This is a genomic window from Bacillus sp. SCT118, assembly GCF_058566435.1.
Genome location: NZ_CP191225.1, coordinates 1,721,143 through 1,744,582, shown reverse-complemented (window position 1 = coordinate 1,744,582; position 23,440 = coordinate 1,721,143). Strand labels below are relative to the sequence as shown.

The following is a 23,440-nucleotide window of genomic DNA, read 5'->3' as shown; positions in this document are numbered from 1 at the left end:
TCATACCCTCCTTACCAGCACTTCCTCGACCTTATGCCCGTCTCCCTTACGCAAAATGAGATCTGACCTGAATTTAGTCGGCAAAATATTTTCATATAAATTCGGCCGGTTGACACTCTCCCAAATCGAGGCTGCCATCTCGTCAGCCTCCTGATCGGACAAGTCTTTAAATTTATGAAAATATGAATCAGGATTTTGAAAAGCAGTTTCCCGAAGAAGGCGAAAACGCTCTAAATACCAAGTGAAAATCCGGCTTTCCTCCGCATCCACATAAATCGAAAAATCAAAGAAATCGGAAACAAAAATACGCGGGTTTTCCCGGTCATCCTCCAAGGTGGGCGACTGAAGAACATTAATGCCTTCAATAATCACAATATCCGCCTGTTCTACAACCTCGAACACACCTTCCTCGCGGTCATAGGTTAGATGGGAATACACCGGGGCCTTTACGCTGTCCTTTCCTGATTTTAAGTCATTCAAAAACTCAAGCAGCGCCTTTACATCATAGCTTTCAGGAAACCCTTTTCTAGACATCATATTTTTCTTTTTCAGCTCGGCAGTAGGAAATAAAAAACCATCTGTCGTGATAAGGCTCACTTTTGGACGGTCAGGCAAACGCGAAAGCAGCTTCTGCAAGATCCGCGCCGTCGTGCTTTTTCCGACTGCGACACTGCCGGCAATGCCGATAATAAACGGAATTTTGGCTGAATGTGGGTGCTTCAAAAAAACATTGACATGCTTATTGCGTTCAGCCGCAGACTTGACATGTAAATGAAGCAAGCGAACAAGCGGAATATAGATCGTCTCCACTTCTTCAACAGATAGATAATCATTCAATCCTTCCACAGCTTTTGCCTCTTCTTCAGATACAGCAATCGACAAATGCCCCCCAAAACCAGACCAAGACTCCCGATTGTGCTGTGTATATAAAGTATGTAGGTTAAGTTCTTTATTTTTCACTGTTTACACCTGACTCTCTGTAGGTTAAAACCCTTACAAAGATTGTAACGGAAAACCTTTTCACTGTCTGCTTATTTTTCATTTCGTTTTTTTAGCAAATCAGCACCGATTCGGTTATACGCAGCCATTTCATCTTTTGGAACCATGCTTCCTCCCGTTCCCCAGACGACATGTACGGCATGTTCCATCTTATATTTCTGAGCATAGTGCCTTCCCTCTTCTGTCGTAAAAAGCTGAACCGGCCCGAACATGCCGGCAAGAGCAGAAGGCTCTAAATATTTATCTTCAGATACAGCCAACATATGAAGCAAAGTATAAAGCGTATTGTCCTCTACCGTATAACAGCCGCTCAGAAGCGGTTCAATCAGCTTGCCGACAAATCCTGACGGCCTCCCTACGGCAAGTCCGTCAGCAGCCGTCTGATTATCCAGGCCGATATCCTGGACGGAGATCTTCTCGTGAAGTCCTGAATAAAGCCCTAACAGCATACAAGGTGAATGAGTTGGTTCTGCGAAAAACACATGAACATCATCTCCGTATAAAAGCTTCAGCCCAAATGCTACACCGCCCGGTCCTCCGCCGACTCCGCACGGCAGATACACAAACAAGGGCGTCTCAAGACTTGGCTTTATATTCATACAGTCAAGCTGTGTTTTTAATCGGCTTGCGGCAACAGCATATCCTAAAAACAGCTGTCGAGAATATTCATCATCAATAAAATAACAGAATGGATCTTGTTCCGCCTGCCGTCTCCCTTCGTTCACTGCTTCGCTGTAATCTGTTTCGTACTCCATAACAGTGACTCCCTTTTGGCGGAGGAGATCCTTTTTCCACTGCTTAGCATCGGCGGACATATGCACTGTCACACGAAACCCGAGTGCCGCGCCGATGATGCCGATGCTTAAACCTAGATTTCCTGTCGAACCGACAGCAATCGAATAGCGGGAGAAAAACCCGGTAAACCGCTCTTCCTGTAAGATGCGGTAATCATCGGTTTCCCGAAGCATTCCTTCTTGAAGCGCGAGATTTTCAGCATGCTTTAACACTTCATAAATCCCGCCCCTCGCTTTAATCGATCCTGAAATCGGAAGCTCATGGTCGCACTTTAAAAGCCATCTTCCCGGAAATGGCTGCTGATATGCCGCTTCCAGCTTTTCCTTCATATGCTGAACCTCAAAAAGCGGAGACTCGATGATTCCTTTAGCGCCTTTCGTCTCAGGAAACACCTCGGCAATGTAAGGTGCAAACCGCCGCATTCTTTTTTCCGCTTCCGCTATCTCGGTTGCCCACTCATCTGCACGGGGTAATGGCCCCTCTTTCTTGCCTGAATTTGCCCAGAATACAGGCTCTGCATCAATCAGTTTCTGAATAAACGGATCTTTAAGCAGAGCATGAAGGACTTCTGAATGAACTGACATTCAACAATCTCTCCCTTCCACTATCAAAAACTGCCTCGTGAGAAACAAGCCACTCCACCACAGGCAGTTCCATCATTATTTTTTCATGAGCGCGCGTCCTGCCAGCTTTTCTACAAGAGCTGGAAACAGCTGATACAGCTTAGTGCCGGCATTCATTAAACGCGGAAGATTGATCTCCCGCTTTTTCGTAAAAATTGCAGCTGTAATTTGAGCTGCCACGTCATCAGGATCAAGCATCCAGCGGCCGACATTTTTGGCGTAGTCCCCGCCTTTATCAGCAATGGAAAAAAAGTCCGTCTGAATCGGTCCCGGATTGACTGTTGTCACATAAATGCCGGTTCCCGAAAGCTCCATCCGCAAAGCGTTTGAGTAACCTAACACGGCATGTTTGGTCGCGGAATACAGGCTCGACTTCGGTGTTGCGATTTTCCCCGCTTGAGAGGCGATATTGATGATATGGCCCTTTTTTTGCTCAAGCATTTGCGGAAGCACCGCTTTTGTACAGGCGATCAGGCCGAAGACATTCACATCAAACATCGCTTTCATGTCATCCAATGTAGAGTCTAAAACCGTTTCAAATATACCGAAGCCCGCATTGTTAATCAGTACATCAACCGAGCCGATCTGATCGCGGACCCGGGCGATATCCTCTAGGCGGCCGACATCCAGAGGAAAAATCTCACATTGTCCGCTCCATTCCTCGGTTATTTTCCTTTTGATTTCTATCAAACGATCCTCGCGTCTAGCCGACAGCAGGACATGGGCTCCTTCAGCCGCGCATAAATATGCGATTCTTTCACCAAGCCCTCCTGAAGCGCCGGTTATCCAAATCCTTTTTCCCGCTATATGTTTCACCCATTTCACCTCTTCATTGTTTTAAAGTATGCGGTATTTCCTTCCCAATATGACGTGATGGCTTCTTCAGCCTCCAACACATCAAGGTGACCTGCCGTTTCTGACATCGTTAAAAACAATTCCTTTTCATATACAGCAGGAAAAAGCTGCTGACAGACCTGAAAAGCGGTCATCGGCTTTTCATCCAGCATGCGACGCACATCCTCCGTCCTGTTCCTCTGCTTGTCAAAACGCTTCTCAATCAGCGCTTGTACACTGGTGATAGGCTCGCCGTGACCAGGAAATACGATTGTTGGATCAAGTTGAGACAGCCTTCGCAATGACCGCTGATAATCCACTAAAGGCTTTGACCTGACGTCTCCCGTTTTCGGCGCTTCCAAAATCGGATTAGACGAGCTGTTGGCCAGCAGTAGATCGCCGCCAAGCATCCTTCCGCTTTTTTCATGGAACAGAACGATATGCGATTCAGCATGTCCAGGCATCTCCAACACAGACCAGCCCTCAAGCCCATCTATGCCCATACCTTCTCTGATTGATTTTGTCAGAGATCTCGTACAGGAAAATGCGTACGCTGATCGAATCAGCTTTTCCGCCTTCCCCGTATCAAATGGAACGCCTAATTCAGGCAGCAGCTTTTGAAAAAAACGTTTTTGCCAATCCATAAAGGCTTGATTTCGGCTGATATAAGGTTCGTTGAATGCATGCCCAATCACTTCGATTTCATCTGAAAAGACATCAAGCAAGCCTGCATGATCAGCATGATGGTGAGTCAGTACAACCTGCTCGATATCTGACATTTTCACATTTACAGCGGCAAGCTGCTCTTGTAAGACTCTGGCAGCCTCTTTTGTATTCGGCCCGGCATCGATAAGTGTCAGTGCATCACCTTTTACGAGGTAAACGATAACATCGCCGACAGCAAACGGCGTCGGGACGCGGATCGCAATTACATCTTCAGTTGTCATCCTTTCGCTCCTTGTCTTCATTCATTATTCATATTTTAGCTTTTTCTCGGTCTTGTGTCATTATTGCAGAATGAGAACAAACCTTTTTGAAAAAGCTATTGACATTAGCTTATCCGCCATTGCATAATGAACAACAAACTAAAACGAGAACCATTGGAACGCTATGACGAGGAATAGTATACAAGGCAATGGCCTAAGAGAGCGATACCCCCGGCTGAAAGGTGTTGCGGCCCGCTTGTTTGTAGAACCTGCCCTCAAGTCGCGGTTAGGAAAACCTAAACGTTTCCCGCGTTACGGGATTTGAGCTGAGCACAATTTGTGCTAATGAGGGTGGTACCGCGAACCTTTTCGTCCTTTACGTGATGAAAAGGTTTTTTGTTGTTCTGATAGAAGGAGGATATCAATGAAAAAGATAGGATTTGTCGGCGCCGGGTCAATGGCAGAAGCAATGATCAACGGCATTTTGCAAAGCGGCATCACAAAACCAGAACATATCTATATTACAAATCGCTCAAATGACGAGCGCCTGATTGAATTAAAGGAAACGTACGGCGTGCGTCCATGCAGAGATAAAAATGAGTTTTTCACTCACACCGATATCATTATCCTCGCTTTCAAACCGAAAGACGCGGCGGAAAGCATCGACAGCATCCGGCCGTATATCAAGGACCAGCTTGTAATTTCAGTACTTGCAGGCCTTACCATCGAAACCATTCAGCATTATTTTGGCAGAAAGCTCGCGGTCATTCGCGTCATGCCTAATACATCAGCGGCAATCAGAAAATCAGCAACCGGATTTTCCGTAAGCACGGAAGCAAGCAAGAATGATATTATTGCCGCAAAAGCTCTATTGGAAACAATCGGTGATGCAACACTGGTTGAGGAGCGGCATCTTGACGCTGTCACTGCAATCGCAGGCAGCGGCCCGGCCTACGTGTATCGTTATATTGAGGCGATGGAAAAAGCGGCACAAAAAGTAGGATTAGATAAAGAAACGGCAAAAGCACTCATTTTGCAGACAATGGCAGGGGCAACAGATATGCTCCTTCAAAGCGGCAAACAGCCGGAAAAGCTGCGTAAAGAAATCACCAGTCCTGGGGGCACTACAGAGGCAGGTCTTCGCGCTTTACAGGACTCCCGCTTTGAAGAAGCAATTATTCACTGTATTGAAGAAACAGCTAAACGGAGCGCAGAAATCAAAGAACAGTTTGCCGGTGCCGCCTTAGAGAGACATTCTTAGCTGCAAGACAAAAACAGAAGGCATAGTGCCTTCTGTTTTTTATTTTTCCCGCAACAGCTGGCCGGCAGATTCTGATTGCTTTAATAACGCGGAGATCGTAAATGAAAGCAAATCGGGAAGCACTTCAAAGGAATAAGGCATATACAATCTTTCCGTCCATTTATGCGGGTCTTTACCAGCCGGACCGACATTTAAAACCGGGACATATAAAGCCTGATTTTTACCGCTTGGCAATGAATATCCTCTCTTAAAGAGCGGCATATTGCTTGTGTATGCATCAACCTCCTGCTTTTCCAGCTGAAGATAACTCAAGTCCGAAAGTCCGGGGAAGTACTTAACCTCCCGTAATGCAATGCCGTATCGCTCAGCCGCATAATGCTTTAACTGATCTGCTGTATTTCTGATCAATTGATCATCCTTTGAAGAAACAGCTGGATAAAGCGGCGGACTATAAAACAGAACGATGAGCGGCGCATCCTCCTTACAAAGCGAAGCAAGCTCAGAAACAATTTTCGTCGAAAAATCCCTGTCTCCCAGCTCCCCCCTGTTAGCAAAGGCATAATTTAGAGCCCGCTCTGTTTCCGAGATCCCCGCACGCTTTTTTGCACGCGAGACCAGCTCATCAAATGGCAAAACAGTGACGTCCCGCTCAATCGGCTGAAATGGCGCAAATTGTTGAAAATCCTGTGTTTTCTTCCGAACGTTCGACATGATTTTCTCCGCCGCCTGTTCTGCTGTTTTAAGCAGCATCTGATGCAGCTCACTAGCTGAGCGTTTCATTGACAGCACATTAAATAATGTGACAGCTGTATGCGGTGACTGGACTGAATATGCCTCTTTCAAGTCCTTTTGCATTAAGTTTACCGGCGGCGGAGTGACCTCGCCATCAACCTTTTCGCAATAATCAGCATTCAGTTCAAGCAAACGGTTAATCTCAGATACCATTAAATTTGCGTTTAGGCCTGAAAACGGCTCTCCAACATGTGTCTCAATCCCCTTGCAGAAAAAACCCGCAAGCACCTTGCCAATGCTTCCTGTATAAAAATATTGCTGCTGATCGCCGGGAAATTTTTCAAACATCGGTTCGGCATTCAGGCAAGCGGTTAATGTGATATCATGCTTTTTCTCCATTTCCTTCAATGCAGGAACCGCTTCAATCATGCCTCTAGAATTCACTTCCTCGTCCGGAACCGTTATCAACAGCAGATTGCCCTCAAAATATCCGTTCATTGCCCTCTCCAGCATCGACAGTTGAACACAAAGCCCCGCTTTCATATCCATCGTCCCTCTTCCGAACAGCCAGTCTCCGCTTTCGGCATCTCTTCTCACACGTTCCGGGAGCAGCTCTTTTTTCTCTAAAAAGGAGCTCAAAAGCTCAGCAGGCTTGCAAGCCATATGTTTAAATTCGCCGTAATCTTCTATGTCAACGACATCAAAATGACTCAGCAGAAGCACTGTCTTTTTGACATTCTTCTTTTTGACTAGAGCCGTAAGAAAAGATCTGCCATCGTCCATCGGATGAAGTGTTACATCATCAGGGTGCTTTTGAAAATAGGGCTTGTCCTTCAAAATAAAATAAAGATACTCTGCAAGTGCTGCCTCGCCCTTTGAACCGGTGATGCTTTCGTATTGCACAAGAGAAGTTAAAAGTGCCAGCAATTCGTCCTTCGTCTGCCAATTCATTGATTCCGCCCCTCCTATGAATAAAAATGCTTCTATACTGAAAAATAAACTGATTTCTCGTCTATTATACAGAAATGTTTGACAAAAGCGGTTCTTTTGAGCAGTTTATATGACGGGAAAGAAATGACTTGATATAATCAATCTCTAAAAACCTTACGGGAGGCGAAAGAAATGGCCAGAAAATTATTTACACCTATTACAATTAAAGATATGACGTTAAAAAACCGCATTGTCATGTCGCCAATGTGCATGTATTCTTCTCATGAAAAGGACGGAAAATTAACACCGTTCCACATGGCACATTACATATCGCGCGCAATCGGCCAGGTCGGACTGATTATTGTAGAGGCGTCAGCGGTTAACCCTCAAGGACGAATCACTGACCAAGACTTAGGCATTTGGAGCGACGAGCATATTGAAGGCTTTGCAAAACTGACTGAGCAGGTCAAAGAACAAGGTTCAAAAATCGGCATTCAGCTTGCCCATGCCGGACGTAAAGCTGAGCTTGAAGGAGATATCTTCGCTCCATCGGCGATTGCGTTTGACGAACAATCAGCAACACCTGTAGAAATGTCAGCAGAAAAAGTAAAAGAAACAGTTCAGGAGTTCAAGCAAGCGGCTGCCCGCGCAAAAGAAGCCGGCTTTGATGTGATTGAAATTCATGCGGCGCACGGATATTTAATTCATGAATTTTTGTCTCCGCTTTCCAACCATCGCACAGATGAATACGGCGGCTCACCTGAAAACCGCTATCGTTTCTTGAGAGAGATCATTGATGAAGTCAAACAAGTATGGGACGGTCCTTTATTTGTCCGTGTATCTGCTTCTGACTACACTGATAAAGGCTTAGACATTGCCGATCACATCGGTTTTGCAAAATGGATGAAGGAGCAGGGTGTTGACTTAATTGACTGCAGCTCAGGCGCCCTTGTTCACGCAAACATTAACGTATTCCCTGGCTATCAAGTCAGCTTCGCTGAGAAAATCCGTGAACAGGCGGACATGGCTACTGGTGCCGTCGGCATGATTACAGACGGTTCAATGGCTGAAGAAATTCTGCAAAACGGACGTGCCGACCTCATCTTTATCGGCAGAGAGCTTTTGCGGGATCCATTCTTTGCAAGAACTGCCGCGAAACAGCTCAATACAGAGATTCCGGCCCCTGTTCAATACGAAAGAGGCTGGTAATGCCCATAAGAGATATCCTGTTGAGGATATCTCTTTTTTTATTTTTAGAGAAACGATCGGCTAAGGTTCTCCGTCTCCCTAGTAGAACCAATTAGAGGAGATGACTCCAATGAAATCAGCTTGGATGGAAAAGACATATACAATTGACGGATGTGCGTTTCATACACAGCACCGGAAAGGATCAAGCGGTGTAACGATTGTCTTTGAGGCCGGCTATGGTACTTCTTCTGAGACGTGGAAACCATTAATGGCGGACATTGATGATGAATTTGGCATTTTCACATATGATCGGGCAGGCATAGGAAAAAGCGGGCAAAGCAGAGCTAAACGAACAGCTGATCAACAAGTGAAAGAATTGGAGAGTTTGCTTAAAGCAGCTGATGTAAAACCTCCTTATTTGGCTGTTTCACACTCATACGGAGCTGTCATCACCGGTTTATGGGCCTGCAAAAACAAGTATGATATTATCGGCATGGTCCTTCTTGACCCAGCTTTAGGCGATTGCGCCAGCTTTACCTTTATACCCGAAGAAATGCACAAATCACATACGAGAAAGATGATGCTTGAGGGCACACATGCAGAGTTTTCAAAAAGTCTGCAGGAGCTCAAAAAGCGGCAAGTCCACTTAGGAAACATGCCTCTTCTTGTGTTGTCATCAGGAGAACGGACTGAGAAATTCGCTGCTGAACAGGAGTGGCAAAACTTGCACAGCAGCATATTGTCTCTATCTAACCAAAGCGGCTGGATTCAAGCTAAAAACAGCTCCCACAACATCCATCATGATGAACCTCATATCGTTCACTTGGCTATTTATGACGTATGGTGCGCAGCGTGCCAGCAGGCCGCTCCTCTTTACCAGGCAGTCAATTAACGTAAAAAAAGACCGGGCCGTAAGGGATTCCCGGTCTTTTATATTATTTTGTTTCACGGTGAAGGGTATATTTCTTTAAACGCGGTGAATATTTTTTCAGCTCCAAACGGTCTGGATTGGTGCGTTTATTTTTTGTTGTGATGTAATTTCGGTCTCCCGTTTCAGTGCAGGCTAAAGTAACATTTACTCTCATAATTAACATCTCCTTATAAAGCGTAATGATTACGTTTTATTATACAACATCATCACAAATTGTCAAATAAGAGCTCCGCCTTCAGCCTCGCGGGACGTTTACCTCTAAGAAATCATATGCCGCCACGCTATTGGGGAAAACGTCAACCGCTTCTTTTTGAAGCTCCAAAGAAGCATCTCCCTGATATCTTGCGCTGATATGGGTTAAAATGAGCTGCTTCGCCCTTGCTTCTTTCGCTGTTACAGCCGCTTGTTCCGTTGTACTGTGATAATAATCATAAGCAAGTTTACGGTCTTCCTTAGCAAAGGTTGCTTCATGAACAAGCACATCACAATCCCTCGCAAGCTCTTTTAGTTTGTCACTTACTCTCGTATCACCGGAGAACACAACAGATCTTCCCTTTTTGGGAGGCTCCAGAAAATCATTTCCATTGATGATTCGTCCGTCTTCAAGCGTTACCGTTTCGCCTTTTTTGATTTTCTGATATACAGGTCCGGGCGGGATGTTCATTTCTTTTAATACATCAGCCTTCAAGGAACCCGGTACGTCTTTTTCCTGCACACGGTACCCGAAAGCTTCCACTCCATGAATAACAGATACCGCTGTGACAATAAACTGATCGTCCTCAAACACGATTCCTTCTTCAATTTCCTGGATCGCAAGCGGATATGTCAAATGGGTCTTCGTGACGGCAAGGCTTGTTTCAATAAACGCCTTGATCCCTTTAGGTCCGTACACTGTCAGCTCGTCCTCTCCGCCTTGAAAGGAACGGCTCCCCAGAAGCCCCGGAAGTCCGTATACATGATCGCCGTGCATGTGTGTAATAAAGATTTTCTCTATTTTACGAGGTTTAATCGTTGTATGTAAAATTTGATGCTGTGTGGCTTCCCCGCAGTCAAAAAGCCATACCGAACGCCTTTCTTCAAGCAATTTTAATGCCACCGACGTTACATTTCTCGCCTTGGCGGGAATGCCGGCTCCTGTCCCTAAAAAAAGTAATTCCACGTTTCCTTCCTCCTACTAGAACCAGATACCTACAAGAATACAGGATCAAGCGCAAAATGTGAATCTTGCCTCTGAAAAGAACAATCCTTTCGTGCTAGAAACATTTTTTCAGCATTCTGCTTAAAAAAGGGCTTAAATGTTTGCTTTCGTTGAATTTTAGATTTAAAATGAAGGAAATATACGGGGTGTACTAAAATAAAGCTTCGAATAAAGTGAGGTACTTTTAGTGAAAACAAACCAACAACCAAAAGCAGTAATTGTCATATTCGGTGCAACTGGAGATTTAGCAAAACGAAAATTGTATCCGTCTATTCACCGTTTATATCAAAACGGACAAATCGGAGAAGAGTTTGCAGTGGTAGGAGTTGGAAGAAGACCTTGGTCTAATGAGGATCTTCGCCAAACTGTTAAAACATCCATTTCCTCAGCTGCAGATAAGCATATAGATGATTTCACGTCTCATTTTTACTATCACCCGTTTGACGTGACAAACCCTGGCTCTTATCAAGAGCTTAACGTATTGCTTAACCAGCTGGAAGATACATATCAAATTCCTAACAACAGAATGTTCTACTTGGCAATGGCTCCTGAATTCTTCGGAACGATTGCAAAAACATTAAAATCAGAGGGTGTAACAGCTACAACCGGCTGGTCCCGACTTGTCATCGAAAAGCCGTTCGGCCATGATCTGCCAAGCGCACAGGCATTGAATAAAGAAATCCGCGAAGCATTTACGGAAGATCAAATTTACAGAATCGACCATTATCTAGGCAAACAAATGGTTCAGAATATTGAAGTGATTCGATTTGCCAATGCGATTTTCGAACCGCTTTGGACAAACCGCTACATTTCAAACATTCAAATCACATCTAGCGAATCACTAGGCGTTGAAGACCGCGCAAGATATTACGAAAAATCAGGCGCCCTTCGCGACATGGTACAAAACCATATTATGCAGATGGTTGCCCTTCTTGCAATGGAGCCGCCTATCAAATTGAACACAGAAGAAATCCGCAGCGAAAAAGTGAAGGTGCTGAGAGCACTGCGTCCTATTGCAAAAGACGAAGTGGATGAATACTTTGTGCGCGGACAATATCAAGCTGGTGAAATTGACGGTGTGCCTGTTCCTTCTTATACAGATGAAGATAATGTCGCTCCTGACTCCAATACAGAAACCTTTGTTGCCGGCAAGCTCTTGATCGACAACTTCAGATGGGCTGGTGTTCCATTCTACATCAGAACCGGAAAACGAATGAAAGAAAAATCCACAAAAATTGTCGTTCAATTTAAGGACATTCCGATGAACCTGTACTACGGTAATGAAAACAACATGAATCCGAACTTGCTTGTCATTCATATTCAGCCTGACGAAGGCATTACGCTTTACTTAAATGCTAAAAAGCTTGGCGGAGCAGCACACGCACAGCCAATCAAACTCGATTATTGCAGCAATTGCAATGACGAGTTGAACACCCCTGAAGCATATGAAAAACTTATTCACGACTGTCTTCTTGGCGATGCAACAAACTTTGCACACTGGGATGAAGTTGCCCTTTCTTGGAGCTTTGTCGACTCCATTTCTGAAACATGGGCAGCAAACAAAACCTTATCTCCTAACTACGAATCAGGCTCAATGGGACCAAAAGAATCAGATGATCTTTTGGCGAAAGACGGCTTGCACTGGTGGAATATATAAGTAAGAAAAAAGCCGAAAATGCTCACAAGCATTTTCGGCTTTTTTCAGCTATCACAGAGGTATAGCACTCTCTTTAATAACAAAACCCCCAAAGCTCTAAAGCTTCGGGGGTTTCTATTGATTACTTCATCCATTCAGTATGGAAGATGCCTTCTTTGTCGGTACGCTCATATGTATGAGCGCCAAAGTAGTCGCGCTGTGCTTGGATTAAGTTTGCAGGCAGTACGGCTGTGCGGTAGCTGTCATAGTAGGCTAATGCGCTTGAGAATGATGGCACCGGCACACCTTGGGCAACTGCAAGTGAAATCACTTGGCGAAGCGCTCCTTGATAGCTTTCTACAATATTCTTGAAATAGCTGTCAAGAAGCAGGTTGTCAAGCTCAGGCTCGCGATCGTAAGCTTCTTTGATCTTCTGAAGGAATGCCGCGCGAATGATGCAGCCACCGCGGAAGATCATAGCGATTTCACCATATTTCAGGTCCCAGTTGTATTCTTCAGAAGCAGCTTTCATTTGGGCAAATCCTTGCGCGTATGAGCAGATTTTACTCATAAACAACGCTTTTCTGACCGCTTCAATCAGCTCTTCTTTATTTTCTGTAACAGGCTTCACTTCTGGTCCTGAAAGAAGTCCGCTTGCTTTCACACGCTCTTCCTTCATAGCTGAGATAAAGCGTGCGAATACAGATTCAGTAATAATCGGAAGCGGAACGCCTAAGTCAAGTGCGCTTTGGCTTGTCCATTTTCCTGTTCCTTTTTGCCCTGCTTTATCAAGAATCACATCAACAAGCGGTTTGCCTGTCTCTTCGTCTTTTTTTGTGAAGATGTCAGCCGTAATCTCAATCAAGTAGCTGTCAAGCTCGCCTTTATTCCATTCAGCGAAAACTTCATGAAGCTCATCAGCAGAAAGGCCCAGCACCTGTTTCAGAATGAAATATGATTCAGAGATCAGCTGCATATCTCCGTATTCAATTCCGTTGTGCACCATTTTTACGTAATGGCCGGCGCCGTCCGGACCGATATATGTCGTACAAGGTTCTCCGTCAACTTTTGCAGAAATGGCTTCAAGAATCGGTTTTACAAGCTCATGTGCTTCTTTTTGTCCGCCAGGCATGATAGAAGGTCCTTTAAGCGCTCCTTCTTCTCCGCCGGAAACGCCTGTTCCGATAAAATGAATGCCGCTTTCAGCGAGTTCTTTGTTACGGCGCTGTGTATCTTTATAGTATGTATTACCGCCGTCAATTAAAATATCATCCTTCTCTAGATGAGGAAGAAGAGATTGAATTGTCGCATCTGTTGCAGTTCCCGCTTTAACCATTAATAAGATTTTGCGCGGTGTTTCCAAGGATTGGACAAATTCTTCAATGCTGTATGTGCCAACAACATTTTTTCCTTTTGCCTCCTGTAAAAACTCCTCAGTTTTACTGCTTGATCTGTTGTAAACAGAAACAGAAAATCCCCGGCTTTCGATATTTAATGCCAGATTTTTACCCATGACCGCAAGTCCGATAACGCCGATTTGTTGTTTTGACATATTCTAACGTCCCTTCTGCAAACGTTTAATCATTTTAAAATTTAAATTAAAATAAAATGATATTTATAATAAAGAAATTACCATACATTCACCCTTTTTTTCAAGCGATTCAGCTTTTCTTTTCATCTTGAAAAAAATCTTTATTAAAGCTTGTTCCCTTTGTTTTGCTCTCCTCTTTTTTTAACGTTGCCCCTTTTCTGATCAGTTTGGTACCGTACTTTTTATTCAGCTTTTCCATCATCTGCTGAATGGGCTCATCCTTCGCATCTTCATTAAAGCTGAACAAATCGAGCTGTTTATATGCCTGCTCTTTTTCTACTAAATCCGTTCCGGTAATGCCAAGCAGCCTGACAGGATTTTTATTCCAATGTTTAAAAAAGAGGTGCTCCGCTTCTTTCAAAATGTCATTTTTTTGATCAATCGGGTTTCTCAGCGTGGTGCTTCTTGTGATGGTTTTCCAATCCGCATATCTAATCATAATAAAAAGCTTCAAAGCCATGACTTCCTTGCGCTGTAAACGGTCACTCACAGAAGCCGCAAGCTTTCTAAAGATGCCTAACAGCTCTTCTTCATCACTGGAATCATGGGAAAGTGTCGATGAGTTGCCGACGCTTTTAAATTCGTAAATGCGCTCCGGGTCAACCGGCGCATGGTGAATGCCATTTGCTTTATTTTTAAGGCGCGGACCGTTGATGCCAAGCAGGCGCTTCAGCGAGTGTTCATCAGCTGCAGCTAGCTCTCCGATTGTATGGATGCCGAGTCCCTTCAGTTTTTCCGCTGTCTTTTTGCCGACTCCGTGCATCTCTCCAACAGGAAGCGGCCACAGGATATCAGGTACTTGCCTCTTTCTTAAAATCGTAATTCCAAGCGGTTTTTTCATATCAGACGCCATCTTAGCGAGAAATTTATTCGGCGCAATCCCTATGCTTGATGGGAGCAGCAGCTCTTTTTGCAGCCTGCTTTGGATTTCTTTTGCCGTCTCCAGCGCCCGGCTGCTGTATGGTGTATCGGTCATGTCCATATAGCCTTCGTCGATGGAGACAGGCTCCACCAGGTCAGTATATTCACGAAGAATGGTAAACATCGCTCTTGAAGAGCTTCTATATCGGTCAAAATTCGGCGGAAGAACGATAAGTTCAGGGCAATGGCGCTTCGCTTGCCAAACCGGCATCGTTGTTTTGACGCCGCGCGCTCTTGCTTCGTAGCTGCATGTCACCACGATGCCCTTTCGCTCCTTTACGTTTCCGGCAACTGCAACCGGCTTCCCTCGGAGAGCCGGGTCATATGCCATTTCCACCGATGCGTAAAAACTATTCATATCAATATGGAAAATAATTCGGCCCTTTCCCAGCATAAATAAATCTCCTTTTCGTTCATTAGACAACGGCTTGTACATATAGTAAAATGAAGGTATTGAATGGATGTGATGACAATGTTTGTGGAATCGATAAATGACGTTTTATTCTTAGTCGATTTTTTCACAATTATTCTTCCGACTCTGACGGCAATCGGGATTGCATTCCTCTTACGAGAGTGCCGTGCCGGCGAGCAATGGAAATCAAAACGAACAGATGAACATCAGACGGTCTTTCACATTAACCGAACAGACTTTCTTATTATTATATATCATCGCATTACAACTTGGATACGTAAAGTCTTCCGCATGAATTCGCCTGTGAACGATGATGAAGACGCCAGTTCTCTTCTTTTATAAACCGCATTTATAAAAAGGAGGAGAACAAATTGTTAAAAACATATCAAAAACTTTTGGCTATGGGTATCTTTTTGATCGTATTATGCTCGGGCAATGCTGCATTTGCCGCGACTAATCAGGTGGGAGGCCTCAGCAACGTCGGTTTTTTCCACGACTATTTAATCGAACCGTTTTCCGCTCTGCTTAAGGGTGTTGCCGGGCTGTTTCACGGTGAATACGGACTCTCTATTATTCTCGTAACCATTATTGTGCGTATGGTTGTGCTGCCTTTGTTTGTTAATCAGTTCAAAAAACAGCGCGTGTTCCAAGAGAAAATGGCCGTTATTAAACCTCAGGTTGACAGCATTCAGGCCAAATTGAAAAAAACGAAGGACCCTGAAAAACAAAAAGAGCTGCAAATGGAAATGATGAAGCTGTATCAAGAGAACAACATCAATCCGCTTGCTATGGGATGCCTCCCAATGCTGATTCAGTTTCCGATTATGATTGGGCTTTATTACGCGATTCGCTCTACACCTGAAATTGCGTCACACTCGTTTTTATGGTTCAGTTTAGGACAATCTGACATTCTCGTGTCTCTTAGTGCGGGAGCAATGTACTTTATCCAGGCCTATGTCGCTCAAAAACTGAGCGCGAAATATTCCGCTGTCCCGCAAAACCCTGCGGCACAGCAATCCGCAAAATTGATGGTGTTCATCTTCCCAGTGATGATGACGATTTTCTCGCTTAATGTTCCGGCAGCCCTTCCGCTGTACTGGTTTACAAGCGGACTGTTTTTGACAGTGCAAAACATCGTCCTTCAGATGACGCATCATAAAAGTAAAAAAACAGCCGCTCTTACTGAGCCGGTGAAATAAAAAAGCAACCCCGCGCGAAAAGCCGGGGTTGTTTTTTTGTTACTTGCAAAGCATACCAAACAGTCTTGTTTATCATGGCTGAAGCAGAAATGGCCATCCTAAAAAACAGCCGTATCGTTTAAAAAGAAGGAAATCGGGAATACCTTTACTCACCTCCAACCGAAAGGAGCATATACGTTGACGGAACACTTTCAGCAAAAAAACATTTCTATACCTGAAGGAATCTGGATCATGAGACAAACCTGGAATGATGTCTTATTTGCTCACTGGCCTGTTGATGTTTCTATCCTTCGCGCTTTGGTACCGTCCGCTTTAGAATTAGATACATATAACGGTCAAGCTTGGATCAGCATGCTTCCCTTTATGCTCACGAACCTGAGGGCGCGTTATCTTCCTGCCATTCCCGGTGCGCGTGCATTTCCTGAGCTTAACCTCCGCACCTATGTCACGTATAAAGGCAAGCCCGGCATTTATTTTTTCAGCTTAGATGCCGATCATCGGCTGGCGGTCCTTGGCGCTCGCACATTCTTTCATCTGCCTTATTTTTACGCGGATATGAAAGCCGAAAAAAACGGTGATCGCATTGACTATGTCAGCAAGCGGAAAAATGACAAAGAAGCAGCATTCCACGCCGCATACCGGCCCATTTCAGCGCCTTTTACAGCAGAAAAGGATTCGCTCGATTACTGGCTGACAGAACGATACAGGCTCTACACCACTTATCGCAATAAACTCTATTACGAAGACATCCATCATCATCCTTGGCTGCTGCAACATGCCGAGGCCGAGTTTTCCGTCAATACGGTGGCTGATGCTCACGGCATTACATTGCCAGAGTCAGACCCCTTGCTTCATTACGCTAAAAAACAGGATGTGTTATTTTGGCCGCTTAGGAAATGGAGTAGTTAAAAAAACCCGATGCGGGAAATCGCACTCGGGTTTTCTTTTTTATTTTGCCGCCTCTTCAATAATGGCAACAACCATTTCTGCCGTTTTAACGAGCTCTTCGATCGGCATTTTTTCATTTTTTGTATGGATTTGCTCATAACCGACAGCTAGATTGACCGTCGGAATGCCATGACCAGCGATTACGTTCGCGTCGCTTCCGCCGCCGCTCGTTTGCAGCTCGCTTGGACGTCCGATTTTAGCAGCCGCTTTTTTCGCGATTTCAACAACTTGGTCGCCGTCTTGATATTTAAAGCCCGGATACATAACCTCAATTTCGACTTCTGCGCGTCCGCCCATATCAGCAGCTGCCTCTTCAAAAGCAGCTTTCATTTTTTGAACCTGAGCTTCCATTTTCTCAGGAACTAAAGAGCGCGCTTCAGCAAGAATATGAACTTCGTCGCACACAATGTTTGTCTGTGTGCCGCCTTCAAACCGGCCGATATTAGCTGTTGTTTCTTCATCGATACGTCCCAATGGCATTTTTGAGATGGCTTTGCTAGCGATTGTAATCGCTGAAATACCTTTTTCAGGTTCAACCCCGGCGTGAGCGGTTTTCCCGAAAATTGCCGCTCTTACCTTCGCCTGTGTCGGCGCGGCCACAATGATATTTCCGACTTTTCCGTCTGAATCAAGAGCATAGCCGTAGGATGCAGTGATCATAGAACGGTCAAGAGCCTTCGCTCCGATCAGACCCGATTCTTCCCCTACTGTGATGATGAATTCAATCGTGCCGTGTTCAATGTTTTCTTCTTTCAGCACCTTAATCGCCTCAAACATTGCAGCCAATCCCGCTTTATCATCAGCGCCTAAAATCGTCGTGCCGTCAGTTTTGACGTAACCGTTCTCTACAACTGGTTTTACGCCGTTTCCGGGTACAACTGTGTCCATATGAGATGTAAAATAGATCGTATCTGTTTGTTTTGTCCCTTTTAGCGTGCAAATCAGATTACCGGCTCCGTGGCCCGTGATATCCATTGTATCGTCTTCTTTAACGTCCACACCTAAATCAGAAAATTTTTGTTTCAGCACTTTGCAGATTTCAGCTTCGTGCTTTGTTTCTGAATCAATTTGGACAAGCTCTAAAAATTCTTCCAGCAGGCGTTTTTCATTCACCATTTGTAAGTCCCTCCATATTAAAGCGGTATGTTACCGTGCTTTTTTTTCGGTCTCTCTTCTGTCTTATGTGCAAGCATATGAAAAGCTTGTATCAGTCTTCCCCTTGATTCTTCCGGCAAAATGATGTCATCGACCATTCCACAAGCGGCCGCTTTGTATGGGCCGGCGTTTTGCTTTTTGTATTCAGCTGTTTTTTCGCGTTTCGTCTTTTGCGGGTCAGCTGAAGCTTTGATTTCCTTTTCATACAAAATCGATGCCGCACCTTCTGGACCCATCACTGCGATTTCAGCATTCGGCCATGCAAACACAAGGTCCGCTCCGATCGCTTTGCTGTTCATGGCCACATAGGCGCCGCCGTACGCTTTTCTAATGATGAGTGTGACTTTTGGGACAGTCGCTTCAGCATAAGCAAACAATAATTTTGCTCCATGCCTGATGATTCCATTGTGCTCTTGCTGAATACCCGGCAGAAACCCTGGGACATCTTCGACAGTCAATAGCGGGATATCAAATGCATCACAAAAACGGATGAACCTTGCTGCTTTATCAGCAGCGTCAATCGTCAGGCTTCCCGCCAGATGCTTCGGCTGGCTCGCCACGATGCCGATTGCTTTTTCACCCAGCCTTGCAAACCCAATGACAATGTTCTTCGCAAAAAATGGCTGAATCTCAAAAAAAGACTGCGGGTCGGCCAGCTCCCTAATCACCTTCCGAACATCATAAGGCTTTGTCGTATCAGCAGGGACAAGATGGTTTAATAACGGTCTGGACGCCTCTTTCTCTAGCTTCGGCTCTGTTGTCCGGCCATTCAGCGGCAAATAAGACAGCAGTTTTCTCACCCCTGTCAGAACCTCCTTCTCCGTATGCCCGGAAAAGTGGGCGTTTCCGCTGACGGCATTATGTATCCCCGCTCCGCCTAAGCTCTCCGCATCAACCTGTTCCCCTGTCACTTTTTCAATCACCTTCGGGCCGGTAATAAACATCCGGCCGGTCTGTTCAGCCATAAATATAAAATCTGTGAGTGCCGGAGAATATACAGCGCCTCCAGCGCACGGCCCTAAAATAACCGATATTTGCGGAATGACTCCGGAATATAAGACGTTTCGGTAAAATATGTGACCGTATCCATCTAATGATACCACACCCTCTTGAATTCTCGCACCACCTGAGTCATTCAGCCCGATAATCGGCGCTTTATTTTTTGCTGCCAGATCCATCAAAGCGCAGATTTTCCTGGCATGGGTTTCGCCAAGCGCCCCTCCGAACACTGTGAAGTCTTGTGCAAATACATAAACTGAGCGGCCGTCAATTGTGCCGTACCCTGTCACGACCCCATCCCCTAACATGCGCTGTTCTCTTGTTAGCACTTGACTTTCCATGAAGGGATGTAATTCGATAAAGCTGTCCTGATCTAGAAGAAATATGATCCTTTCCCGAGCAGTGAGCTTGCCCTTTTGCCGCTGCTGAGCCAGCTTTTCCTGTCCTCCGCCTTCTTCTGCCTGCTTGCGTTTCGTGTATAAATGATCCATGTGCTCATTCATGTTCATTGTGTTGGTCTCCTTTCGGTTCACAAAGCTCTACAAGAACACCGTTTGTTTCCCGAGGGGAAATAAACGCGATCTTTTTCCCATTTGCCCCCTGTCTTGGATACCTGTCAATCAATTGAACATGCCGGTCAGACAATGCTTGAAGCTGTTCAGATAGGCCGTTGCACAAAAACGCAATATGATGCAGTCCCTGCCCTTTCTTCTCCAAAAATAAACGGACGGGGCTGTCAGCTGTCAACGGCTCTATCAGCTCAAGTTTGACGCTACCCGCTTGAAAAAAAGCAACATTCACCTTTTGCTCTTCAACCGTTTCTTGATGAAGAAATGCAAGCCCCAATACATTTTCATAAAAGCTTCTTGCATCTTTTATCGAAAAAACGGCTATCCCGATATGGTCAAGCCTGTTCATTTGCATCCCTGCTTTCGCTAATAGATATCGCTTGTCCGCCCATTCAAAACGCGCTAAAATATAGACAGATTGTTTAAGGAGTGAAAATCATGTCTCAAAAACTGATGAAAAGCGTTTTGATCGTGATTTTGGGAGTTTTTATTCTTTCAACTGTACTCTCAGGAATCGTCATGTTTCTATAACGATAAAAAAGCAGGCGCCTTATTCAATGGGAATATCCTGCTTTTTTATCAGAGCTTTATGCTCGATGGCAATCTCCTCAAAAGAGCGGTTGTCGTCCGTGATCAGCACTCTCGTTCCTACTGGTATCGTTTGAAACAAATGAACGACCTCATCGTTATGCATACGTATACAGCCGTTAGACACAAATTTTCCTACTGATTCCTCTCGGTTTGTCCCATGAATTCCATAAATCCGCCCGTCCGTTCCTTTCGCGTCAAATCCGATCCATCTGGCCCCAAGCGGGTTGTCAGGAGATCCCCCTTCAATATTTTTCTTTCTGTAGTAAGGATTTTCCGCTTTTACCGTTACCGAAAACTCTCCTTCAGGCGTCAAATCATCTGTTTTTCCAGTCGCCACACTATACACGCCTTCTACTTTGTTGTCGAGGATAACAGCAAGTTCATTTGTTCGCTTGTTGACAATAACATACGGATCACCCGGCAACGGATTTTCGCCGAGAGGCCAAATCGGTGAAATCATCATAAAAATCGAACATAAGAAAAAACGCATAAGCTCCTCCTTTTTCATTAGGTTGACCAATGAAGGAAGAGCTCATGCGAATCATCCGAGTGATTTTTGCGCTTTTATTCCTTTAAAATAACTTTTAATCACTAAATATTGTTCCATTTCGCCGAGAAGATGGAAGAGAGCGGCCCTCGCTTCAAATTCCTCTCTAGTCGCCGGAAGCGGCATCTCCTCAAATTCTTTTCTCATGTCAGCAAGTCTTTTCAGAAATTTGTACGCTGTATTCCCAGGGTGTATCGCCTCCCGCAAATCATGAATAAATTCAGCGATCATTTTTCCCTGATCTACCGTAATGGAGATCGATGTCACTTTAGGGAGAAGGCGTTCGATAATTTCAAATTGCTTTTCTCTCATTTTAAAATAATGATAATGCAGATTTTCGTAACGCAAAATGTGGTTTTGCACATCTCGATATGCCAGGTTTTTAGCCTCCGTAATGAGCTGGTGCGTTTCCGGAATTTCTTTTCCTGACCAATCTTGCTCACCAGTTAACAAATACCGTTCGATTTCTGCAAAAATGACAGCAAAGTTATCCTCTATCTTTTTGCGGTAGGCAATCAGTTTCCGATCAAGACTAGGCATATACAAGTTCATCAATAGAGCGACGCCGATGCCAACCGTAATCAGCTGAACTTCATTCCAGATGAAAGCAAGCGTAATGCCGCCGGACATGTATAAATGAAGGATAATAACGGAACTGGTGACAATACCCTCGTTAATTTTTAACAGAACCGTTATCGGAATGAATATCAAAAGAAGCGCTCCGATCACAAACGGGTGGTAGCCAATAAGCTCGAAAAAGAGATAAGAAAAAACAATTGCCAGACAGCATGCCGCAAAGCGGGCCCATGAGGCCTGAAGCGACCGTTTTTGTGTGATTTGTATGCACAAAATGGTGATGATTCCTGCTGATGCGAAGTTTTGCAAATGCAATAACTGGCTTATATAAATAGCCAAAGCTGTTCCAAGCGCGGTCTTTATTGTGCGGTAACCAATTTTAAACATGTCGGACTCCATTTCTATTTGTTTCTTCAATAAAAAAGAAGAGGCGGCCAGCCTTCTTCTTTTTTATATTCTATAATATTTTCTCTAAAAAGTCCTGCGCTCTTTTGGATTTTGGCGACATAAAAAATTCCTTCGGATTGCCGTCTTCGACAATCATTCCTTGGTCCATAAACAGCACACGGTCTGCCACTTCTTTTGCGAAGCCCATTTCATGTGTGACAATCACCATGGTCATGCCGGTTTCGACCAGCTCTTTCATCACCTGTAGCACTTCTTTGACCATCTCCGGATCAAGGGCAGATGTCGGCTCGTCAAACAGCATGATGTCCGGATTCATCGCAAGAGCCCTGGCAATCGCGACACGCTGTTTTTGTCCGCCAGACAAACGGTTTGGATAGTCATTTCGCTTTTCAAACAAACCAACTTTGCGGAGCAGGTCCTCAGCTTTCTCCTGTGCAGCCTGTTTTGATTCTTTTTTTACATTGACAGGCGCGTACATGATGTTTTCGAGAACCGTTTTGTGCGGAAAGAGATGAAAATGCTGAAAAACCATCCCGATGTTTTCCCGGACCTTTAATGTGTTGGTTTTCGGCTTCGTAATCTCTGTGTCTTTTATTGTAATGGTTCCGCCGTTAGGCTTTTCCAACAGGTTTAAACAGCGTAGGAACGTTGATTTGCCTGAGCCTGAAGGACCGATCACGGCCACAACCTCACCCTCAGCGATTGTTGTTGAAATGTTTTTTAATACTTCGTGTTTCCCAAATGATTTTGACAGCTTTTCAACCTTAATCATTGGATTTCAGCTTCCTTTCTACAGCCTTGCCGATAAACGTTAAAATCAGGACAAGCACATAATAAATCAATCCCGCGATAATGAGCGGCTCAAGGTAATTGTAAGTGGCGGCGCCAGCTTGATATGCGCGTCTCATGACATCACCAAGCCCGATGACGGTGACGATCGCCGATTCTTTTGTTAACGTAATTAATTCATTCACAATTGCAGGTGATATATTTTTGAAGGCCTGCGGCAGCAGCAGATCCTTCATCATTTTTCCATACGGGACTCCGAGAGCAACAGCAGCTTCTTTTTGCCCTTTATCAATGGCATTGATTCCGGCTCTGATAATTTCCGATACATAAGCGGCGGAATTCAAAGACAATGCGACAACCGCAGCCCAAAACTGGTCAATTTGAAATCCGAGCAGCTGAGGAAGGCCAAAATAGACAATCATAAGCTGCAGCACTAAAGGCGTGCCTCGGAACACTGATGTATAAAAATCAGCGATCCAGATAAACGGGCGGAATGTGCTGATCTTGCATAAGCTTAGCACAATACCGAGTATAAGTCCGATAATAGCAGATACAACAACAATTTTTAATGTAATTGCCAAGCCTTCTAATATAAAAGGAATTTGGGGGATCGTTGCTGAAAAATCCAAATTCATAGCCTTTGTCTCCTTTTCTTACAGGAAAAAAGATTTCCTATTCAATA

At 44.6% G+C, this 23,440-nt stretch carries 24 protein-coding genes; 8 read left to right on the top strand and 16 right to left on the bottom strand.

Annotation, left to right across the window (positions count from 1 at the left end):
- The 4 genes from coaA to ACQVGT_RS08990 all read right to left on the bottom strand — a co-directional run bounded on the left by coaA (window position 1) and on the right by ACQVGT_RS08990 (window position 4,198).
- Window positions 1-960 (bottom strand): type I pantothenate kinase, encoded by a 960-nt coding sequence (gene coaA / locus ACQVGT_RS09005; protein ID WP_003245966.1) that lies wholly within the window; start codon window positions 958-960, stop codon window positions 1-3.
- Between the two features lie 71 nt (window positions 961-1,031).
- The gene (dsdA, locus tag ACQVGT_RS09000; protein WP_015384032.1) at window positions 1,032-2,378 is read right to left on the bottom strand and encodes a D-serine ammonia-lyase; all 1,347 of its coding nucleotides are present in this window, start codon (window positions 2,376-2,378) and stop codon (window positions 1,032-1,034) included.
- A gap of 75 nt (window positions 2,379-2,453) precedes the next feature.
- Window positions 2,454-3,233 (bottom strand): SDR family oxidoreductase, encoded by a 780-nt coding sequence (locus ACQVGT_RS08995; protein ID WP_015483409.1) that lies wholly within the window; start codon window positions 3,231-3,233, stop codon window positions 2,454-2,456.
- A gap of 5 nt (window positions 3,234-3,238) precedes the next feature.
- Window positions 3,239-4,198 (bottom strand): MBL fold metallo-hydrolase, encoded by a 960-nt coding sequence (locus ACQVGT_RS08990; protein ID WP_015384034.1) that lies wholly within the window; start codon window positions 4,196-4,198, stop codon window positions 3,239-3,241.
- Between the two features lie 403 nt (window positions 4,199-4,601).
- Here ACQVGT_RS08990 and proC point away from each other — a divergent pair, with 403 nt between their 5' ends.
- Window positions 4,602-5,438 carry a pyrroline-5-carboxylate reductase gene (gene proC / locus ACQVGT_RS08985; RefSeq protein WP_014477264.1) on the top strand — a complete coding sequence of 279 codons (837 nt, stop codon included), beginning with the start codon at window positions 4,602-4,604 and terminating at the stop codon, window positions 5,436-5,438.
- 39 nt (window positions 5,439-5,477) lie between these two features.
- Here the strand turns inward: proC and ACQVGT_RS08980 are convergent, their stop codons facing one another.
- Window positions 5,478-7,121 (bottom strand): M20/M25/M40 family metallo-hydrolase, encoded by a 1,644-nt coding sequence (locus tag ACQVGT_RS08980; RefSeq protein WP_015384035.1) that lies wholly within the window; start codon window positions 7,119-7,121, stop codon window positions 5,478-5,480.
- A 171-nt stretch (window positions 7,122-7,292) separates the two neighbouring features.
- Here ACQVGT_RS08980 and namA point away from each other — a divergent pair, with 171 nt between their 5' ends.
- Together namA and ACQVGT_RS08970 are read left to right on the top strand one after the other, a co-directional pair.
- On the top strand, window positions 7,293-8,309 hold the full coding sequence (namA, locus tag ACQVGT_RS08975) for an NADPH dehydrogenase NamA (protein ID WP_015384036.1): 1,017 nt from the start codon (window positions 7,293-7,295) through the stop codon (window positions 8,307-8,309).
- 109 nt (window positions 8,310-8,418) lie between these two features.
- Window positions 8,419-9,180: an alpha/beta fold hydrolase gene (locus tag ACQVGT_RS08970; protein WP_014477266.1), complete on the top strand. Its 762-nt coding sequence runs from the start codon at window positions 8,419-8,421 to the stop codon at window positions 9,178-9,180.
- 43 nt (window positions 9,181-9,223) lie between these two features.
- On the opposite strand, the gene rpmG is transcribed toward ACQVGT_RS08970, so the two are convergent.
- Both rpmG and rnz read right to left on the bottom strand, forming a co-directional pair.
- Window positions 9,224-9,373, bottom strand: a complete 150-nt coding sequence (gene rpmG / locus ACQVGT_RS08965; RefSeq protein ID WP_003226511.1) for a 50S ribosomal protein L33 — start codon at window positions 9,371-9,373, stop codon at window positions 9,224-9,226.
- A gap of 81 nt (window positions 9,374-9,454) precedes the next feature.
- On the bottom strand, window positions 9,455-10,378 hold the full coding sequence (gene rnz, locus ACQVGT_RS08960) for a ribonuclease Z (RefSeq protein ID WP_004398681.1): 924 nt from the start codon (window positions 10,376-10,378) through the stop codon (window positions 9,455-9,457).
- 226 nt (window positions 10,379-10,604) lie between these two features.
- Between rnz and zwf the strand changes: the two genes are divergently transcribed.
- The gene (gene zwf / locus ACQVGT_RS08955) at window positions 10,605-12,074 is read left to right on the top strand and encodes a glucose-6-phosphate dehydrogenase (RefSeq protein ID WP_015384038.1); all 1,470 of its coding nucleotides are present in this window, start codon (window positions 10,605-10,607) and stop codon (window positions 12,072-12,074) included.
- A 121-nt stretch (window positions 12,075-12,195) separates the two neighbouring features.
- Here zwf and gnd read toward each other — a convergent pair whose 3' ends face one another.
- Both gnd and ACQVGT_RS08945 read right to left on the bottom strand, forming a co-directional pair.
- A complete protein-coding gene (gene gnd / locus ACQVGT_RS08950; RefSeq protein ID WP_003230365.1) occupies window positions 12,196-13,605 on the bottom strand; it encodes an NADP-dependent phosphogluconate dehydrogenase in 1,410 nt (469 codons plus the stop codon).
- 109 nt (window positions 13,606-13,714) lie between these two features.
- Entirely contained in the window at window positions 13,715-14,959 is a 1,245-nt protein-coding gene (locus tag ACQVGT_RS08945; RefSeq protein WP_015483410.1) for a DNA polymerase IV, read from the bottom strand.
- A gap of 72 nt (window positions 14,960-15,031) precedes the next feature.
- Between ACQVGT_RS08945 and mifM the strand changes: the two genes are divergently transcribed.
- From mifM to ACQVGT_RS08930, 3 genes are all read left to right on the top strand, one after another.
- A complete protein-coding gene (gene mifM, locus ACQVGT_RS08940; protein ID WP_080030738.1) occupies window positions 15,032-15,319 on the top strand; it encodes a membrane protein insertion/folding monitor MifM in 288 nt (95 codons plus the stop codon).
- Window positions 15,320-15,348: 29 nt separating this feature from the next.
- On the top strand, window positions 15,349-16,176 hold the full coding sequence (locus ACQVGT_RS08935; RefSeq protein ID WP_015384041.1) for a membrane protein insertase YidC: 828 nt from the start codon (window positions 15,349-15,351) through the stop codon (window positions 16,174-16,176).
- Window positions 16,177-16,353: 177 nt separating this feature from the next.
- Window positions 16,354-17,085: a YqjF family protein gene (locus ACQVGT_RS08930; protein ID WP_015384042.1), complete on the top strand. Its 732-nt coding sequence runs from the start codon at window positions 16,354-16,356 to the stop codon at window positions 17,083-17,085.
- 39 nt (window positions 17,086-17,124) lie between these two features.
- On the opposite strand, the gene ACQVGT_RS08925 is transcribed toward ACQVGT_RS08930, so the two are convergent.
- The 3 genes from ACQVGT_RS08925 to mce are packed head-to-tail and all read right to left on the bottom strand — an operon-like array spanning window position 17,125 to window position 20,196.
- Complete coding sequence (locus ACQVGT_RS08925) at window positions 17,125-18,240, bottom strand: tripeptidase T (RefSeq protein WP_044445375.1); 1,116 nt, start codon at window positions 18,238-18,240, stop codon at window positions 17,125-17,127.
- A gap of 17 nt (window positions 18,241-18,257) precedes the next feature.
- The gene (locus ACQVGT_RS08920; RefSeq protein WP_080030739.1) at window positions 18,258-19,781 is read right to left on the bottom strand and encodes an acyl-CoA carboxylase subunit beta; all 1,524 of its coding nucleotides are present in this window, start codon (window positions 19,779-19,781) and stop codon (window positions 18,258-18,260) included.
- Window positions 19,774-20,196 (bottom strand): methylmalonyl-CoA epimerase, encoded by a 423-nt coding sequence (gene mce / locus ACQVGT_RS08915; RefSeq protein WP_014477275.1) that lies wholly within the window; start codon window positions 20,194-20,196, stop codon window positions 19,774-19,776. Before mce ends, ACQVGT_RS08920 begins: the two co-directional genes overlap by 8 nt.
- 89 nt (window positions 20,197-20,285) lie before the next feature.
- Here mce and prli42 point away from each other — a divergent pair, with 89 nt between their 5' ends.
- Window positions 20,286-20,378 carry a stressosome-associated protein Prli42 gene (gene prli42, locus ACQVGT_RS08910; protein ID WP_003226489.1) on the top strand — a complete coding sequence of 31 codons (93 nt, stop codon included), beginning with the start codon at window positions 20,286-20,288 and terminating at the stop codon, window positions 20,376-20,378.
- A 19-nt stretch (window positions 20,379-20,397) separates the two neighbouring features.
- Here prli42 and ACQVGT_RS08905 read toward each other — a convergent pair whose 3' ends face one another.
- From ACQVGT_RS08905 to artQ, 4 genes are all read right to left on the bottom strand, one after another.
- Window positions 20,398-20,928 carry a L,D-transpeptidase gene (locus ACQVGT_RS08905; RefSeq protein ID WP_004398604.1) on the bottom strand — a complete coding sequence of 177 codons (531 nt, stop codon included), beginning with the start codon at window positions 20,926-20,928 and terminating at the stop codon, window positions 20,398-20,400.
- Window positions 20,929-20,979: 51 nt separating this feature from the next.
- Window positions 20,980-21,948 carry an aromatic acid exporter family protein gene (locus ACQVGT_RS08900; protein WP_014480207.1) on the bottom strand — a complete coding sequence of 323 codons (969 nt, stop codon included), beginning with the start codon at window positions 21,946-21,948 and terminating at the stop codon, window positions 20,980-20,982.
- 70 nt (window positions 21,949-22,018) lie between these two features.
- Window positions 22,019-22,741: an arginine ABC transporter ATP-binding protein ArtM gene (artM, locus tag ACQVGT_RS08895; RefSeq protein WP_004398740.1), complete on the bottom strand. Its 723-nt coding sequence runs from the start codon at window positions 22,739-22,741 to the stop codon at window positions 22,019-22,021.
- The gene (gene artQ / locus ACQVGT_RS08890) at window positions 22,734-23,393 is read right to left on the bottom strand and encodes an arginine ABC transporter permease ArtQ (protein ID WP_003230340.1); all 660 of its coding nucleotides are present in this window, start codon (window positions 23,391-23,393) and stop codon (window positions 22,734-22,736) included. Before artQ ends, artM begins: the two co-directional genes overlap by 8 nt.
- Window positions 23,394-23,440: the final 47 nt, after the last annotated feature.